A 17,725-nucleotide genomic window follows, 5' to 3' on the forward strand; every position below is an offset into this window, starting at 1 on the left:
TCAGGATCAGCAGAAAAACAGCCTTTGGTAAAGCTCAGGGTCTGTAATGCGCGCCGCCCTGCGTGCGGGGCGAGGAAAAGGCCTTGGATAAAAACAGGCCATTCAGCAGCAAGCGGTTGGTTCCGAGATAGGCCCCCCGGAAATTTGGATTGTCGGTCATCAGGATGACGCTTCCATCGCCCATGCGCTCGGCCACCAGCATAGGGCTTCCGGCCAGCTCGGCCTGCCGCGCCGGAGAGACATAGCCCGATTTGACCGGGGCATCGGCCACATAACGCGCAACCGAGGCAACAGGATTTTCCGGTGTGGCCAAGCGGATGGCGGTATCGCGGTGGGATGGCAACAGCTTGCGATCATAACCAAAAGCAAGAGGATGCGAGAGATCAAGATCGCTGAGAAAAATAGCCCCACCGATCACGTCTCGCGCCTCGCGCGCCCGCAGATCATCAACAGCCAGACGATCTTCTTTCATGATGCTCAATTCAGACATGACGGGGGCCCTGCCCAGAAAGGCCTGTTGGGCCCATTCCGCGCCATGGCGGATGCCGATGAAGGTTCCCCCCTCCCGGATCCATTGAGCGGCCCGGCTGATAAGCCGATCTTCCAGCCCGACCCCGCGACCACCCGGCAAAATGATATGGGTATAGTGATCCCAATCGATCTCACCCAGCCTGTCTTTCTGCTTTAAGGTCACAGCCAAACCCATCTGCCGATCCAGCAAATCCCATAGATGGCCCATATCAAATCTTTGGATGCCATCCTGGAACAACAGCAATATTTTTGGCATTTCAAGGGTGGAGAAAGAACCGCCGCGACGATCAGATTGGGCAAGGTCCAAAGAATTCAGCGCAAACTGGCGCTGATAGTTCAGCAGTGTTTCGCGCATGGCCACGGCCGCGCGCACCGAATTGATCGCTGTGGCCACATGCATATCGATATTATTGGCAAGGCTTCTGCGCCCCAAAGGGGTATCGACCTCGATCAGCTTGGCGGTTCCCACCTCAAACAGCATCCCGATGGACCCATTGATCTGCGGGTAGCTTGAGCCGGTGCCGATATAATAGGTATCAAACAGCTCTTCCGTGAAATAAAGCTCTTTCATCTCATCAAAGGATCGGGTGTGATATTGGCCGATTTCCTTTGCCAACGTCCGGGTTTCTTTGGGGATCAGGCTATTGGTGCGGCCTGCTTCGCCGGGATGGAAAAAATAGGTCGTCGGCCTTGTGGATGTGGTGCCCATCTCATGATAATCGGCCGAAATATTGGGCTTCCAGGCGTGCCATTTCTGCATCCAGGCCCGGGCTTCGGGCTGCGCCAATAAAAGCCACTGCCGATTGAGATCAAAGCCATAATGATTGGCCCTTTGCCGTGCCCATAGATCATGGCCCGCATTTTCGGGATCACGAACGATGGTTTCTGACATATAGCTCAGGCTGTGATCGATCCGCCGGGCATGGCCATCGGGGTTCATCGGGGCGACCATCAAGATGATGCTTTTATCCAATAAATCCCGGGTTTGTTGATCCTGCGCTGAAGCCAAACGGTGCATGACCGGAACAGAGGCTTCCAAACCAGCCGCTTCGGCCCCATGGATTCCATAGCCAAGTCAGATCACCACCGGCATATCATCGCCGACCGCGACAGACGCATCCGCCTTTGACAGGCGCAGATGCTGCTGACGGATATCTTCAAGGCGGGCATGATTATCCGGCGAGGTCACCACAAAGAAATCGATGGGCCGCCCTTCATGGGAATAGCCAATCGTTTCATAAGTCACCCGATCAGATTGTTCGGCCACTGTGCGCAGATATTGGGTGACCTGACCATCGCGATAGGTTTTAACCCCCGGCTGATGGCCCAGAACCGCTTCAGGGGATGGGATGCCGGATGCGCTTTCGCGCCCTATGGCCCCATCTCCCTGTGCCTGCACAGGCGTGGCGACCAGCAAAGCCAGCATGAAACCAATCGAACGTATCATCATCAATAATCCTTATTGCATTTTGAATGCATCTGTTTTGGGCAAAAAAACCACTAAGTTCCGAAGATCGTCTTGTCCCGTTCGCTTTTAAAAATATGGCCTTGGCAGATGGCCCGCACACAGGGGATGCTTAGAACATCCCCCATGAAAGGATGGCCCGTTCATTCCCTGATAGCCGCCAGCACATCGCGGATGAAAACATCAAGCTTGAAACGATCCCCACGGGCCGGGTCATAGCCACGCCGAATGATCACCAGATTGCGCGAAGGGATCACCACCAGATACTGGCCGCGATTCCCCAAGGCCGCGAAGCTATCGTTCGGAATATCGGGAAAACGTTCATTATAAAGCCACCATTGCGCCCCATAGCCCGGGGTGACCCCGCTGCCGCCGCGATCAAGGGGCGGCTGGCTGGGCGCGGGCGTGGATACATATTGTGCCCAGCCTTCGGGCAAAATCTGTTCCCCATCCCAAACCCCATCATTGAGATAAAGCACGCCCAGCCGCGCCAGATCGCGGGCCGTGGTCCAGACCTGGCTGGAGAGGACGAAATCGCCCCGCCAATCGGTTTCGGGCTTGGTATGCACCATGCCGATCTTGTAAAGCAGCGCTTCGAAGGGAAAGCGCAGGAAAGCCGCATCATCGCCCATCGCGCCCCGCAAGGCCCGGACCGAGAGCAGGGTATCATTATTGGCGTATTTCCAACGTTTTCCGGGGGGCGCTTCAAGGGCAAATTCCGTGGATGTATCGGTGACGGCCCCGCCGCCGATATAAAGGCGATCCGTGCGGTTTCCCGCCTGATTGCTATCCAGCCCGCTGGCCATGTGCAAAAGCTGTTCCAAGGTAATCGCCCGGCGCGGATCGGCAGGATGGTTCCATTCCGGCACCGTTGCGGGGGCTTTCACATCCAGCATACCCTGCTGAACGGCGGCACCCAGCACGCTGACGGCAATTGATTTGGCGACGGACCAGGTGCGCTGTGATGTCGTTGGGGTAAAGCCTTCGATATAATGTTCGCTCAGGATCGCCTCGGGCGTTGCCACCATCACAACCGATGTCAGGGCATTGGCCCCATAGCGGGCATCCCCCTCAATGGCCGCCCGCATAACTTTATCAAGCGCCTGATGGCCGCTATCGCCATTGATTGGCGCTTTTTCCTGCCAAGGGGCACCATCATCGGTGCGGGCATCGGGTTCGGGCAGATCGATGGCGGGCAGATAGGCTGCGGCGGAAGCCTCCGCCCCCACAGGAAGCTGCGCACATCCCAGATGCGGACGCCATTGGGAAATCCGGGGCGGCATATCGGGATCATAGCGCACGCTGACCCGCTTTTTTTCGGCATCGATCTCGGCATCTGGCAATTGCGCCACAAGATCGGCAACCAGCGGATAAATCCCCGTCAGTTCATGAGCCTTGATCTGCGCCAATGTCTTGCCCCCATTGAAGGTGGCCGAACAGGTAAAATGCGCCTTATATCCCGCAGCATAGGCCCTCACCGTTTCTTCGGTCTCGGTTTCCTGAGCCATGGAAAGGGCTGGTGCCATCAGGACCAGACCCAGCACACCCCTTGTCAGATAGCTTGCCCGCATGTTTTTTCTCCCTGAACTGTTAGCCTTTTGCATGATCATAACCCTATTCTGACACCGCCCGAAACCAAACGTGGCCGGGCGCGGGTCAAAAGACCATCACCATCGATCTGGCTGGCTATGGCTTTGTCGAAAACATTCTCGGCCGAGACAAACAGCTCGGTCGTCTCGGTTATTTCATAAAAAACAGCCGCATCCAGGGTAAAGAACCCTGAAAGCGTCCGGCTCCCCAGATCATCTTCAAAACGATCGCCTTCGGTCCGTGCGCTCAGGCTCAAGCGCCAGGGCAAGGACGGTTCCCAGCGCAGATCAAGGGCGGCACTGTGCTTGGCGCTTTGGGCCAGGCGATTCCCCACCAGTGCCGGAAAATCATCCGATTGCGTGATCCGGGCATCGGTAAACAGATAGCGCGCCACCAGCGCCAGATCGCCCGGCAGCGCCGCCCGGGCTTCCAGCTCGATCCCATCGGCAATGATGCGTTCGATATTCTGCCGCTGACGCAGGCTGCCGCCTGCCGGCACAAACCCTGCAGGCGGAAAGACGCCGGGGCCTTCGGCCAGCGTTATATTGCCCACACCATTTTTCAGCCAATTTCGGAAATAGGTGGCTGAAACGACCACGCCATCTGCCACGCTTAACTCCAAACCCAGTTCGGTACCATAAAGCCGTTCGGCTGTGAGATTGGGATTGGCTTCAGTAATATCATTCCCGACCCGAAACGGACGAAAGAATTCATTGATCGTGGGCAGACGAAAACCAGTATAGCCCGACAAGCGCAGGCGCAGCTTTTCATGCAACCGATAGGCCAGAGCCAGCCGCCCATTGACAAGCGTATCAGAACGATCCGTGATCGCATCATCGCGCAGAATGGTGCCATCGGCCCGATCGCTCTCCTGCAGGAACCCGTCAAAGGTTTTCCAGTAATCCAGCCGCACGCCACTGCTGATTTCCAGCCGCTCGGTCAGGCTTCCGGCATATTCCACCCAGCCGCCGATCAGCCACTGATCGCCGCCCGCCTGTCTCAGCCGGGTAAAGCCATCACCCAGATTGCGAAACAGTTCATTGGTTGCGCCCTCGAGCCTGCGCAGATCCGTGCCGAATTCCAAAACGCCATCCTCTGCTATGGGCAGGCGCAGAATGGCATTGCCCCCCATCCCTTCGGCCGGCACATCGAATTGATCAAGCACCTGACGTTCCACCGTCCGCGCTTCATCAAATACAGCCGCAAAGCTATTGGCGAAATCGCGATCATGATACCAGCCGATGATTTCAAGGCTTGGCCCCAACCTGCCACCATCGATCACCAGCCCCAGCGAAAGATCCAGCGCATCGGTTTTATTGGTGGAAAGCGCCAGACCATTCACGCCTTCTTCCCGAAACCAGCCCACACGCCCGCGCAAGGTGGTGCTGTCCGCAATCTGCCATTCGCCCCGGGCATCGATACTGCCCGTTTCCAGGGCCGCTGGCACATCCACCGGCCCGCGCTGATCTTCGGGGCGGAGATTAAAGCCATCGCTATTGAAATAACGCCCTGAAAGGGAAAAAGCCGTAGCGCCGATGCGATCACCCAATCCGGCAGAAACATCCACCGTACCGAAATTGCCGCCACGGGCTTCACCCCACAGATCGAAATCTTCCGGCATCCGGCTTTCCAATTGGATATGGCCGGTCAGCGCCTGATTGCCCATGGCCCCGGCACCACCGCCACGCTGGATTTCCACCGCGCCAATCCGGGCCGGATCAATCGCCGACCAGGTGACCCAGCCGCCAAAAGGATCATTCAGGGGCACCCCATCAAGGGTGACCAGCGCACGCCCGGCACCATTCGGGCCGATCCCGCGCAAAGTTACACCCTGGGTGGTGGGATGCGCCGCCAATGATGATGCACGGCGAAACAGTGTCACACCCGGCACATCGGTGAGAATGCGATCGAATGTCGTTGCCGGGGCGTTGCGAAGATCGCTGTATTCCAGGCGGGTCACCGACCAGGCCGTTCGTGCGGACGGCTCTTCCAGCCTTGTGGTGGTGACCGCTATTTCCTTGATGTCCTCATTCTTATTGATGGCCCCCGTGTCTTCGATGGCTTTTGCGGACTGGGCAGCCACCATCCCGCCGATGCAGCCAAGGCAACCCAGGCTGGCTATGATCATTTTATGCGCCAGAGCCTTCATCGGATAGCGGGCAAAATTCTGATCTGTCAAAATGACAAAATACTCCTGAAAGGACAGCAGCCGGGATGGCCAGAAACGACCATCCCGGTTCGTTTCAGCGGGCGGGGACGATCCGCAGAACTCTGTCGTCGGTCTCCCGAATGGTGCCACGTCCGCGATCACGATTGGTGGTCCCGAAATAGATCGCGCCATCAGGTCCAACCGTTACGGCCCGCAAACGCCCATAATGCGAAGGCCCTTCGCCAAGCGGCGTATCCCCAAGATCACGATCCGTAAACCAGCGCTCCAGCCCGGTTGGCTTATGGGGATCATTGGGATCATCGAAACGAATGCGCATCAGGGTTTCGGTCCGCAAGGTCGCCAAAAACAGATCGCCTTTCAGGTCCGGCATCAGATCGCCATCATAGAAAACCAGATCGCCCGGCGGCAAAGGCGCCTTTTCCCACATCAGGATCGGATCGATATAATCCGGTAATCCCGGCGCGCCCACCACCGCAGGCCAACCGTAATTCCCGCCCTTTTGGATAATATTGACTTCATCACGAGCGCCGATCAAAGGATCGCGCCATTCACCCGAAGCCCCATGATCAGAAGCAAATAAGGTGCCGGTTTCCGGATGCCATGACAAACCGGCGGTATTGCGCATTCCCATCGACCAGACAGGCGAATGCGGCCAGGGATTAGTGTCAGGGATCTCGCCTTCAGGGGTAAAGCGCATGATGGTGCCCCGCATATCGCGAATGGTTTGCGCCGAAGACCGCTGCCCCGTATCGCCTTGGGTCACATATAACATGCCATCGGGACCGAAATCGATGCGCCCGCCGAAATGCGTATTCCCGGCCGGCAACATATCGACGATCACCTCTTCATCCACCCCATGGGTGCCCTCATGACGAAAGCGAACGACCCGATTGGCACGCCCGCCCAGCACATGCCCTGAATACATGGCATAAACATAGGGCTTTTCCGGAAAATCGGGGTGAACGGCCAGCCCCATCATGCCGCCGCCATTCTCATCGCCGGTAACGATTTCAGGGGCCACCCAAGGCTCTTCCTGCAAAACACCCTCAGGCGAAACATAGCGGATACGACCCGGCCGTTCGCTGATCAAAGCCGCACCATCGGGCAGAAAAGCAATATCCCAAACGGCCTCAAGACCGGTGACATACTCCTCAACGGCATAGCCTTCGGGATTCATATGGAAGGTCTCTTCCGGCATGGGCGGCGGAGCACCGACCACCGGTCGCTCCTGCGCAAAGGCCGGACTCACAACCGCTATCATAGCGATCGTGCTGATAAGAAGTCCTTTCATGTTTCTTTCCTTTGTTTCGAGTGATCGTCTCAGGCACATAACAGCTCAGGGCCTGTCGAGTTGTTGGAGCATGTATTCCACCGCCTGCCGCACCTGCTCATCAAGCAATTCAGGCTGGCCGCCCCGCGCGGGCATGATACCGATCCCCTGTATAGCGCTGTAGGTATAGTGATCGACGCCCAAGTCTTTGTAATGGGGCCAATCGGATGCCACCAAGCGCGGTGCCCCATTAAAACCATTGGCATGGCACGAGGCACAGGCTTTTTCATAGATAAGCTGGCCATCAAGGCTGCCGCCAAAGGCTCCGACTTTCTTGTCTTTGGTATCGCTTGCGGATTTTTCCGCTTTTGCCCCGGCATCTCGAACCTGATCAGGCGTGCCATCATCTTTAATCCCATGCGTGCTCGCGCTGCCTGCACTGCAGGACGACAAAAAAAGAGCAGACAAAAAAAGGCACGACAAAAGCAGCAAGACAGAACCGGGATGCCTACGGTGTGTATGCCAAAGATTGGTTCTCAAGGGGTGGTGAACGTTCCAATGTGACATATTGAGGCCCTGTCTCATGCGCGCCTCCTGGTCAAAGCCACTCTGGCCTCTCTAAGGATGATGCGGGTTTTCGGGAAGACTGACGGGAGGGATAAGAAACCGCCAGCCTCCCCGAAGCTCTGGCCATTCGCCCGTTCATGAGAGCGCATGGCCTTGTTTCATTCAGAAGCTGGCGTTGATCCCAAACAGGAAGCGGCGACCGAACGGATCGGTAAAAGCCAGATCATTCCCGCCCAAAGAGGCTGCCCGCAAAGGATCATCCCGATTATCGAAGACGTTATTCACAACCAACCTCGCAGTTAAATAGTCATTGACCTGGTAATTGAATGTAAAGTTGTGAATCCGCATCGGCGAGACTTTCGACTCTTCGGCTAATCTGCGTTCTGGTGATTCCTGAGCATCGAATACATGCGAACCGATATGGCGGGTTTGCCATAGAAAGCTGTAATCTTCTGCCTGATAACGCATGTTCAGCTGGAATTCGAGTTTTTCATTGAAGGCTTCGCCGACCATGACATCCAGATCGCCAACGCCAATTTCCCGTTCCAGTTTATTGATGTGGAAAAAATTCCCGAAGATCTGAATTTGCCCGGGAAGGTTTTCGATCAGGTCCTCTGCCGCAAAATTATAGCTGATATTGGCCAGAAGCCCTGCAAAGCGGAGCTGTGCCGCATTCACGAAACCGGTTTCGATGAAACTCACCTGGAAATTTTCGTTCCGGGTAAAGCTGTCGCATGTTGCCACATTAGGGAAGTTGGTGCTGTCAAAACAAGCTGACATGATATCCGTCGCACTCAACTGCACAATGGCATCACTCACCGAAACACTGGTCCAATCCACACTCAAAGTCAGCCCCGGCAAGGCTTCGGGTGAGATAATGGCGCCGACCGTCCAGGAATCGCTGACTTCACTTTTTAGATTGGGATTGCCCCCCGTGACACCTTCACGCCGTGACGTTTGGATGAGGGAGTCGAATTCTGCCAGATTGAACCCATTCGGTGCTGCAGCAGCGCAGTTTGCCGCCCGCACATCAGGGCTCGGCCCCCCTTGAATGAAATCAGGATCCCAAGGATCGTCTGCGAACACCCTGATGGTGGATTGCGGCAAAAACAGCTCGGGGATGGCAGGCGAACGAATCGCTTGGGTGAAATTCCCGCGCAATGTCACCCCATCGCCAATGAAGGGCAGATCGGGGCGCAAACGCCCACCCGCTGTCCATGTGACATCGCGGCCAGCAATCGAATTATCGACCAAACGCAAAGCCCCTTCAAACTCAAGGGATTCGATCGGCAGATCAAAAGGCAGCCCTTCGCCATTCCGAATGACAGGGATCAGCGTTTCACCGTAGATTTCCGTGGTATTGAACTTACCCGTGACATCTTCGATGGCGCCACTTTCGGTCAGGGCATTGCGCGACGTGCGATCACCCAGAAAGCTGCCCTGTTCGCGCCGATGGGTAAAGCCACCAAACACCTCCAGTTCGCCCGCTGGTAAATCCAGAAGCGGCCCCCCCAGATTGGCTTCATAGACAAGCTGACGGATCTCGGTTTCCCGGATTTCAGGCTGGATCAGGAAATTCGCCTGTTCCGGGGTCACCGGATTGAAGCCAAGGGGATTGAAGGGCACACATTCATTGATGGCAGTGCGCCGTCCGCTCCCGGGCTGGGTGTTCTCGAACGGATCCTGAAATCCCTCGACCTAAACCCGGCAAGCCGCCCGACCCGTCTCGGGGTCGACAACGGCATCGAGCGCAAACTGCAAGCGTTCAGCATCGATCTGGTTGGTTATGGTGCGGGCATTGGATTCGCCATAATTGAATGCTGCATCCCATTGCCATGCCCTTCCAAACACCTCCAGATCACCATCAAAACCCGTTACGAACCGGAAAGTATCCTGCGTGCGAAAGAAGGGGGTTTTCCCTTCGATATCGAAATTTGAGCGGGCGACTTTGAAAAACTGATCCACCGGTTGGCCATTTTCATCCACCAGATTGGGATCATAAACGCCATTCGCCTGCAGAACCTGTTTCGTTTGATCCGTTACGAACGGATTATCGGCAATATTGATGGCAATTGATGGACGCAACTGATTATTCCCAAACACGTCCGAGAAGAAGCGCGGCTGTTCCTGCACATTGCTGGCTTCAAGCCGGGAATACAGGCCTTCCCCAAACCATCTGATCCCATCGGTGATTTCATAATCCGCCTTGGAATAGAGATTCCAGCGATCCTTCTTACCCAAAAGGGCATTAAACCGCTGGGTATCGCTGATGATTGGATTGGTAAAACCGTTTGCGCCCTGGGTATCCGTGCGATTCACACGGGTGCCAACATTCGCCTGCTGGAAAGTAATCAGCGATCCATCGACATCGAAAATGAGCGGATTGCCCTGAGCATCGCGCAGGAAATTCGGATCGGAGTTAAAGGGCCCATCGGCGAAGACATTGAGCTTATTCCCATCATCATCAAACAACCGCGTGGAAACCACATCCCCCGTCACGGGATCAAGCATGCGCATCGGCAGGCCGGTATTTGGCGTGATGAACAGGTTATTGCCATCCTGGCAGAATAAAAGATCAGGCTCTCCGTCATCCGGCCCTTGGCTGACCGGATTTTCACAAAAACCATCGGCGCGGGTCACAATATCATTCCCCGTGCTATCAACAGGGCGAATGGTCGTATATTCCATGGAGAGCATCATATTGCCCTTGCCATTGCTGGAATTCATGCCCCACAGGCCGCGGACGCTGCCTTCTTCTTTTTCCCCGCGCTGGCTGATGCCCCATTGGCCATCCACGATCATGCCTTCGAAATCATCGCGCATGATCACATTCAGCGTGCCGGCCACGGCATCGGAACCATAAATCGGAGCACCGCCGGTGTAGATGGTTTCCATACGCTCGATGGCCAAAGTGGGGATGATATTGAGATCGACCTGCAACCCCGGACCGGAGCGATCATTATCAACCGTTGTCGGAGCATTGGAACTGACAACGCGCCGACCATTGATCAAGGTCAGCGTGCGTGCCGATCCAAGCCCCAGAGCATTGGCGAAATTAAGGCCGATCTCAGCAATTTCCGCATCACCCCGTTCATTGACACTGGCACCGAATGAGGGCGTTTCTTCCAACGCGTCGTTGATATTGAGAAAGCCGCGATCCATCATGAATTCGGCATCGATCGTGACCGCTGGCGCCACCGTGTCAAAGCCCGCGCGCTTAATCCGCGAGCCGGTGACCGCAATTTCCTCAAGGACCAGCCCGTCCTCTGTCTGCTGCTGTGCCAGAACCGTATTATTGAAAGCCGACAGGCTGACGCCCATGGCGACAAGGGCGACCCCCCCCCATCAGCCTATGTGCACGCCTCTTTTCAAATCTGGTCTTCATGTCCTCAACTCCCTGATTGTTATGTGATTACCCTTGCCGAACCTTGTTGAGCCGACACCCCCCTCATGGCGCCCTGATGGCGATGGGTTGACGCCGAAATGGCACCGGATTGTTGCCGAGACGGTGCCGGCCGCACATCAGTCGGGCCAAAAATGAGGATTGGAAGGCTGTGCGATTGTTGGATCAGCCGATTGCGCATCATGTTTTCGCTCCCTCAGTCCGGCTTTGTTTTCGTGATTATTATATTTTGAATTCAACACTACAATTTGATGAAATCCTGTCAAGAAGAATATTGTATTCAAAATACGCTCAAGCTATATAAACGCATAAGAAAATGGGGGGGTGGCGGATGAACGGGGCATGGTGCATGGCTTGAAAAGGATCATGAAACAGTCACAAGCCTATCGTCTAAGGATCACGAAAAAGCCGCCAAAGAGTCGTTTTGTGATCACCCAAAGATCGACTAGGATTCTGTTTCAGATCAGCAGAAGGCGCCGCTTTTGCGCCTATTTCCAATCGATGGATGCAGATCACCCCTGAAAGTGAACTGCTTGCCATGCGGCGCTTTTGTGGTTCGCATTTATGTGACTGGTCAGAGCCGCTCTCGCTCATTAGATTAATTTTTCTGAAGGATTCTTCGTATTGTATGCAATAATTTTCCGTACGAACTTGAGGACAAGGCAATCTCAATGGCAACTGCAATGAAAGAAACGATCCCCCGACAGTCCTTGCATAAAGTCGTTGCTGATCGTTTGCGTGAAATGATCATAGAGGGTGAACTCGCCCCAGAAGAACGGCTGAAAGAGCGGGTTTTGTGCGAACGATTCGGGATTTCCCGCACACCTTTGCGCGAGGCAATCAAGATGCTCTCTCTTGAAGGATTTGTTCAACTGCTACCCAATCGCGGGGCCGAGGTAACATCTCTCACATGGGAAGAAGCCGAAGACATGTTCCAAATCATGTCGGCTTTAGAATCTTTGGGGGGTGAACTCGCTTGCCGCAGGGCCACCGATGACGAGATCGATTATATCCGCACCCTGCACATGGAAATGTTTCGCCATTTCGAAGCGAAAAACAGGCCGGATTATTATAGCGTCAACCAGGAAATCCATGAAACGATCATCCGCTGTTCCCGAAATCGGGAGCTGGAAACAACCTATAATCGCATCGCCCAACGCATCAGGCGCGGCCGCTATATGGCCAATTTCTCTGAGGAACGCTGGGCGCAGGCCATGCAGGAACATGAACAGATTCTGCACGCCCTGATGAAGCGGGATAGCCACCAATTAGGCGAGATATTGAAAACGCATCTGGAAAACAAGCTCATCGCCCTGCGCCGCCAAATCGGTGGCGGCCAGAACAACGGATTATAAAGCAGAAAACCTAAACAGCTTGAAAACCCAAACAGCTTGTCTGCGGGGCAGCCTTAATGATGATGGGACGTGATCGCGTCCCACCCTCAGGCATGTAGCCAATCATCATAGATCAGGTGAAAATCCGGCGGCTTTGGCCCCGGCAATGGCACATTCCTCATCCCTATCCGATGTATCACCGGTAATGCCGATGGCCCCGGCAACATCGCCTTTTGTATTCCGAAAGGCAAACCCGCCCGCGGCCGGAAGAACACGCCCCCCCGCCAGCGCTGATAAGGCGCTGACAAAGGTCGGGCGCGCAGCCGCATCTTCGGCAATCGCGCGCGAGGATTTTCCAAGATTAATTGCCGTCGCCGCCTTGGCCTGAGCCACCTCGGGCCGCAAAGCAGACGCCCCATCCTGCCGCTCCAGCATGACCAGATGCCCGCCATCATCCAGAACGGCCACAGTCAGCGGTTTCGCATCGATTGTGGCGGCATGGTCCAAAGCGGCCCTCACGATTGAACGGGCGTCTTCTAAGGATAGTTTGCTCATGATTTTTCCCCTTGGGATCAACATAAAGCCCATCGGATCCTCATCTGCAAAAGCCTTAACCCCTGATAATTCATCAGATCTTTGCAAATGAGCCGACAAGGCCCTGATGCAGGCACTGCATGCTGTTGATCTTCCTAAGAGCGTTTAGACTTGATTTCAAGTATTTTGTATGCAAAACGCTTTTATACAAAATGGGCATTATAGAATTTTGGGAGGGAACCCCATTATGACCACCAACTCCGGCAGACATTTCCTGCAAATTCCCGGTCCTACGAATGTGCCCGACCGGATATTGCGCGCCATGGATCGTCCGACGATTGATCATCGGAGCGAGGATTTTGCTGAACTGACCAAGGAAATATTGGGCAAACTTCCCAAAATCTTCCAAACCAACAATCCGGTGATCATCTACCCGGCATCCGGAACAGGGGCATGGGAAGCCGCGCTGGTAAACACATTATCCCCGGGCGATACGGTTCTGTGCTGCGAGACCGGCCATTTCGCGGTTTTGTGGCGACGCATGGCCGAACGGCTGGATCTCAATGTCATCAATCTGGAAACCGATTGGCGGCGCGGTGCTGATCCTTCCGCCATTGCCGACCGGCTGGCCCAGGACAAGGCCGGCAAGATCAAGGCCGTCTGTATCGTGCATAATGAAACCTCAACCGGTGTCACGAGCCGGATCGGCGCACTCCGCGAGGCCATCGATTCCGTTGATCATCCGGCGCTGTTCATGGTCGATACCATTTCATCCCTCGCCTCCATTGATTATCGCATGGATGCGTGGGGGGTCGATGTGACCATTGCCGGTTCCCAAAAAGGCCTGATGCTGCCGCCGGGGCTTTCCTTCAATGCCGTTTCTGAAAAGGCGCTGGCAGCCAGCCGCACGGCTCGTCTTCCCAGCATCTATTGGAACTGGCAAGATATTCTCGATGCCAATCAATCCGGCTTTTATGTTTATACGCCAGCCACCAATCTTCTTTATGGTCTGCGTGAAGCCGTCGATATGTTGCTGGAAGAAGGCCTTCAGAATGTATTCCAGCGCCATGATCGTCATGCCGAGGCAACACGCCGGGCGGTGCGGGCATGGGATCTGGATATTCTGTGCGAAGTTCCAGAAGAATACAGCAGTTCGCTGACCGCCGTTTTGCTGCCCGATGGGCATAATGCAGACGCATTGCGGCGCAATATTCTCTCGGCATTCGATATGTCACTGGGTGCAGGGCTTGGGAAACTGGCAGGGCGGGTCTTCCGTATCGGTCATCTGGGCAGTTTCAACGACCTCATGCTCGCGGGAACCTTATCGGGTGTTGAAATGGGTCTGGGGCTCAGTGGCATCCCCTATCAAAGCAGTGGTGTGAAGGCGGCCATGGATTATCTGCAGGAAACGGCTCCCCGCTCAAAATAATCATGCAACTGACAGCCCTTTGAATCTTTTCCCTTACAAGCTACCCCTCCCAAGCCGCCCCTATGGAGACTGCGATGACTGTCGAGACAGCGGTGACACTCAGCCCATCCTTGGCCCTCTTTGGCTTTCTCGGCGTCGTCCTCCTTTTATTGGTTCTGATCGCCAAATGGAAATGGCATGTTTTTATAGCGCTCCTCGTGCCGCTCCTGATTTTCGGACTGCTGCCGGGGATCCAAACCAATAATTTCATTGCCGCCTTTGAAACGGGCTTTGGGTCCACTCTCGGTTCCATCGGCGTGGTGATCGTTCTAGGCTCGATCATGTCGGAAGCCCTTCGCCATACCGGTGCCATCAAAACGATCACAAGATCGATGGTGCGTCTGGTTGGGGCCAAGCGGATGCCCCTTGCTCTCTCACTTTCCGGTTTTGTGCTGGGCATCGCCATTTTCTCGGATGTCGCTTATGTCATCCTCAATCCTCTGGTCCATTCCGCCGCCCGGGTGATGTCGGCGCCCATCGCCGTTACCGCCACCGGGCTTGTGGGGGCCCTGCAACTCACCCATGCCATCGTGCCGCCCACCCCGGGGCCGCTTGCGGCGGCGGCCATCGTGGGTGCCGATATCGGCAAAACCATCATCTATGGTTCACTGGCCTGTCTGGTTGGCACACTCTGCGGCTGGATCTGGGGTCAGTATATCGCAGGCCCCAGAATCCCGACCCTGCCATCCATGGATCATGCCGATGACAGCTATTTTTCTCCCACAAAAGAAGAAGCCGCCAGCCAGCCCCCCGGCCTGATGGCATCCTATGCGCCGATTCTTGTGCCCGTTGCGCTCATTTCAGCGCAAAGCCTTTCGCGCCTTTTCTTTGAAGAAGGCCACATCATCCGCGATGGCCTTGCCTATATCGGATGGCCGGTGATTGCCCTGAGCATTGGTGTGCTTTTGGCCTATCGCAATATATCAACCCTCCAGGAGCGAGCAGCGGCCCGTGGAAGCTGGATTGAGGAAGGGCTGAAAACCTCTGCCATGATCCTTGTTGTCACCGGCCTTGGCGGATCATTGAGCGAAATTTTGAAAAACACCCCGGCGGTGGAAATGATGGCCGAGATGTTCACCCATTATCAGCTTCCGGTGATCCTTTTGCCTTTTTTGATCGGGGTCATCGGCAATATGATCACGGGCTCGACCACGGTGGGGGTGATCACGGCGGCATCCATCGTCTCGCCGATGCTGGAAAGCATCGCTTTATCCCCTGAAGCCGCCATGCTTTCGGGCGCGGCCGGGTCGATCATCATCAAATATGTCAATAGCAGCTATTTCTGGGTCTGCACGTCCTTGAGCGGCCTCAAAGTCAATGAAGCCATTTTCGCCTATGGGGGGCCACATTGCTGAATGGCCTTGGGGCCTTTGCCACCATCTGGGTTTTATGGGCCGCCGGGATTCTCTAGTCGCGGGAAACGCCTGAACCGGCGCTCTCCTGCCTCTCTGGCCCTTCATTTCTGGCCGCGCGATCCATGATCGCTGCCTGCCCCTATCCGCGCACATATCGTCTAAGGAGCAAATGATGAGCAAAAGCGTTTCAACCCACGGCCTGAAGGTCGATCACCGTCTTTATGATTTCATGGCCCAGGATGCCCTGCCCGGCACCGGCATCAGCCCGGAGGATTTTTGGGCCGGCTTTGCCGCGCTGATCAAAGAGTTCACGCCGCGCAATCATGCCCTTTTGGCCCGGCGCGCGCATCTGCAAAAGCAAATCGATGAATGGCATCACAGCCGTCGTGGTCAGGCTCATGATCCCATCGACTATCGCGCCTTTCTCGAAGATATCGACTATCTGGAACCCGAAGGGCCGGATTTCACCATCTATCCCGGGGCGATGGACCCGGAAATCAGCCATATTGCCGGTCCGCAGCTTGTGGTGCCCATCACCAATGCCCGCTTTGCGCTGAATGCCGCCAATGCCCGCTGGGGCAGCCTTTATGATGCCCTTTATGGGACCGACGTGATCCCCGATGATGGCGGCGCTGCGCCGGGCGAAGCTTATAACCCCGTGCGTGGGCAGCGGGTCATCGCCTTTGCCCGCCAAATGCTGGACGAAATCGCCCCGCTCGATAGCGGCAGCCATGCGGATGCCACGGGCTATCGGATTGAAAATGGTGCCCTGCTGGTCGAACTTAAACCCGCAAAATCCGCCACCCAAACAGCAACATTGGCCGATGCCGATCTTCTTGCCGGATGGCGGGGCGACGCAGGATCGCCCGATGGCATTTTGCTGCGCCATCATGGGCTTCATGCCGAAATCATTATCAATCACAGGCATCCTATCGGCCAAACCGATGCCGCAGGCGTGGCCGATATCATCATCGAATCCGCCCTGAGCACGATCATGGATTGCGAGGATTCGGTGGCCGCCGTGGATGCCGAAGACAAAATTCTGGCCTATGGCAATTGGCTCGGACTGATGAAAGGCGACCTGAAAGCACGCTTTATGAAGGGCGGCACGACAATCGAGCGCTCGATGGCCCAAGATCGCCACTACACCGCCCCGGATGGTGGCACCCTCTGCCTCCATGGACGCAGCTTGATGCTGGTGCGCAATGTGGGGCATCTGATGACCACCCCGGCGGTCCATGATGCCGATGGCGCTCCGGTGTTTGAAGGCCTTCTCGACGCCATGATGACCAGCGTCATCGCTTTGCATGATCTGAAAAACAATGGCCCCTGTCGCAATAGCCGCGCAGGCGCCGTTTATATCGTCAAGCCCAAGATGCATGGGCCCGAAGAAGTCGCCTTTGCCGCCGATCTGTTCGAGCGTGTTGAAGAACGGCTGGGCCTGCCCCCCCGCACCCTGAAAATGGGGGTAATGGATGAAGAACGCCGGACCTCGATCAATCTCAAGGAATGTATCCGAGCCGCCAAAGATCGGATCTTTTTCATCAATACCGGCTTTCTGGATCGCACCGGCGATGAAATCCATACATCGATGGAAGCCGGCCCCATGATTCCAAAAGGCGAGATGAAAGCATCCGCCTGGATTGCCGCCTATGAAAACCGTAATGTGGATATCGGCCTTGCCTGCGGCTTTCCGGGCCGGGCACAGATCGGCAAGGGCATGTGGGCGATGCCTGATCGCATGGCCGAAATGCTGGATGCCAAAATTGGCCATCCGCAATCGGGGGCCAGCACGGCCTGGGTGCCATCGCCCACAGCGGCAACGCTCCATGCGCTCCATTATCACAAGATGGATGTGGCCGCCCGCCAGAAAGAACTGGCCGAACGCCCGATGGCATCCCTTGATGACTTATTGACCATTCCCCTGGGCAATCAGCCCCATTGGTCGCCGGAAACCGTGCAACAGGAACTGGATAATAATTGTCAGGGCATCTTGGGCTATGTAGTGCGCTGGATCGATCAGGGGATTGGTTGTTCG

At 55.7% G+C, this 17,725-nt stretch carries 11 protein-coding genes and 1 pseudogene; 4 read left to right on the plus strand and 8 right to left on the minus strand.

Going from position 1 to position 17,725, the window contains the following annotated elements; translation table 11 throughout:
- Window positions 1–34: 34 nt before the first annotated feature.
- The 7 genes and pseudogenes from AQ1_RS02665 to AQ1_RS02700 all read right to left on the minus strand — a co-directional run bounded on the left by AQ1_RS02665 (window position 35) and on the right by AQ1_RS02700 (window position 10,914).
- A pseudogene (locus AQ1_RS02665) lies at window positions 35–1,981 on the minus strand (M14 family metallopeptidase).
- A gap of 158 nt (window positions 1,982–2,139) precedes the next feature.
- Window positions 2,140–3,567 carry a serine hydrolase domain-containing protein gene (locus tag AQ1_RS02675; RefSeq protein WP_042083869.1) on the minus strand — a complete coding sequence of 476 codons (1,428 nt, stop codon included), beginning with the start codon at window positions 3,565–3,567 and terminating at the stop codon, window positions 2,140–2,142.
- 35 nt (window positions 3,568–3,602) lie between these two features.
- Window positions 3,603–5,765, minus strand: coding sequence for a TonB-dependent receptor (locus tag AQ1_RS02680; RefSeq protein ID WP_052370832.1), 2,163 nt, complete (start codon window positions 5,763–5,765; stop codon window positions 3,603–3,605).
- A 64-nt stretch (window positions 5,766–5,829) separates the two neighbouring features.
- Window positions 5,830–7,047 (minus strand): PQQ-dependent sugar dehydrogenase, encoded by a 1,218-nt coding sequence (locus tag AQ1_RS02685; RefSeq protein ID WP_462686915.1) that lies wholly within the window; start codon window positions 7,045–7,047, stop codon window positions 5,830–5,832.
- Window positions 7,048–7,092: 45 nt separating this feature from the next.
- On the minus strand, window positions 7,093–7,494 hold the full coding sequence (locus AQ1_RS02690; RefSeq protein WP_161760390.1) for a c-type cytochrome: 402 nt from the start codon (window positions 7,492–7,494) through the stop codon (window positions 7,093–7,095).
- 261 nt (window positions 7,495–7,755) lie between these two features.
- Window positions 7,756–9,219 carry a TonB-dependent receptor domain-containing protein gene (locus AQ1_RS02695; RefSeq protein ID WP_042083871.1) on the minus strand — a complete coding sequence of 488 codons (1,464 nt, stop codon included), beginning with the start codon at window positions 9,217–9,219 and terminating at the stop codon, window positions 7,756–7,758.
- Between the two features lie 72 nt (window positions 9,220–9,291).
- Window positions 9,292–10,914, minus strand: coding sequence for a TonB-dependent receptor plug domain-containing protein (locus tag AQ1_RS02700; RefSeq protein ID WP_042083873.1), 1,623 nt, complete (start codon window positions 10,912–10,914; stop codon window positions 9,292–9,294).
- Window positions 10,915–11,679: 765 nt separating this feature from the next.
- Here AQ1_RS02700 and AQ1_RS02710 point away from each other — a divergent pair.
- Window positions 11,680–12,351: a GntR family transcriptional regulator gene (locus AQ1_RS02710; RefSeq protein ID WP_313980698.1), complete on the plus strand. Its 672-nt coding sequence runs from the start codon at window positions 11,680–11,682 to the stop codon at window positions 12,349–12,351.
- A gap of 105 nt (window positions 12,352–12,456) precedes the next feature.
- Here AQ1_RS02710 and AQ1_RS02715 read toward each other — a convergent pair whose 3' ends face one another.
- Window positions 12,457–12,885 carry a GlcG/HbpS family heme-binding protein gene (locus tag AQ1_RS02715; protein WP_042083940.1) on the minus strand — a complete coding sequence of 143 codons (429 nt, stop codon included), beginning with the start codon at window positions 12,883–12,885 and terminating at the stop codon, window positions 12,457–12,459.
- A gap of 226 nt (window positions 12,886–13,111) precedes the next feature.
- On the opposite strand from AQ1_RS02715, the gene AQ1_RS02720 reads away from it, so the two are divergent.
- From AQ1_RS02720 to AQ1_RS02730, 3 genes are all read left to right on the plus strand, one after another.
- Window positions 13,112–14,293, plus strand: a complete 1,182-nt coding sequence (locus AQ1_RS02720) for a pyridoxal-phosphate-dependent aminotransferase family protein (protein ID WP_042083882.1) — start codon at window positions 13,112–13,114, stop codon at window positions 14,291–14,293.
- 74 nt (window positions 14,294–14,367) lie between these two features.
- Window positions 14,368–15,687 (plus strand): GntP family permease, encoded by a 1,320-nt coding sequence (locus tag AQ1_RS02725; RefSeq protein ID WP_462686917.1) that lies wholly within the window; start codon window positions 14,368–14,370, stop codon window positions 15,685–15,687.
- Between the two features lie 172 nt (window positions 15,688–15,859).
- On the plus strand, window positions 15,860–17,725 hold a 1,866-nt coding region (locus AQ1_RS02730; RefSeq protein WP_042083885.1), incomplete at its 3' end, for a malate synthase G.

Source organism: Iodidimonas nitroreducens (assembly GCA_000710935.1).
GTDB classification, from domain to species: domain Bacteria; phylum Pseudomonadota; class Alphaproteobacteria; order Sphingomonadales; family Rhodothalassiaceae; genus Iodidimonas; species Iodidimonas nitroreducens.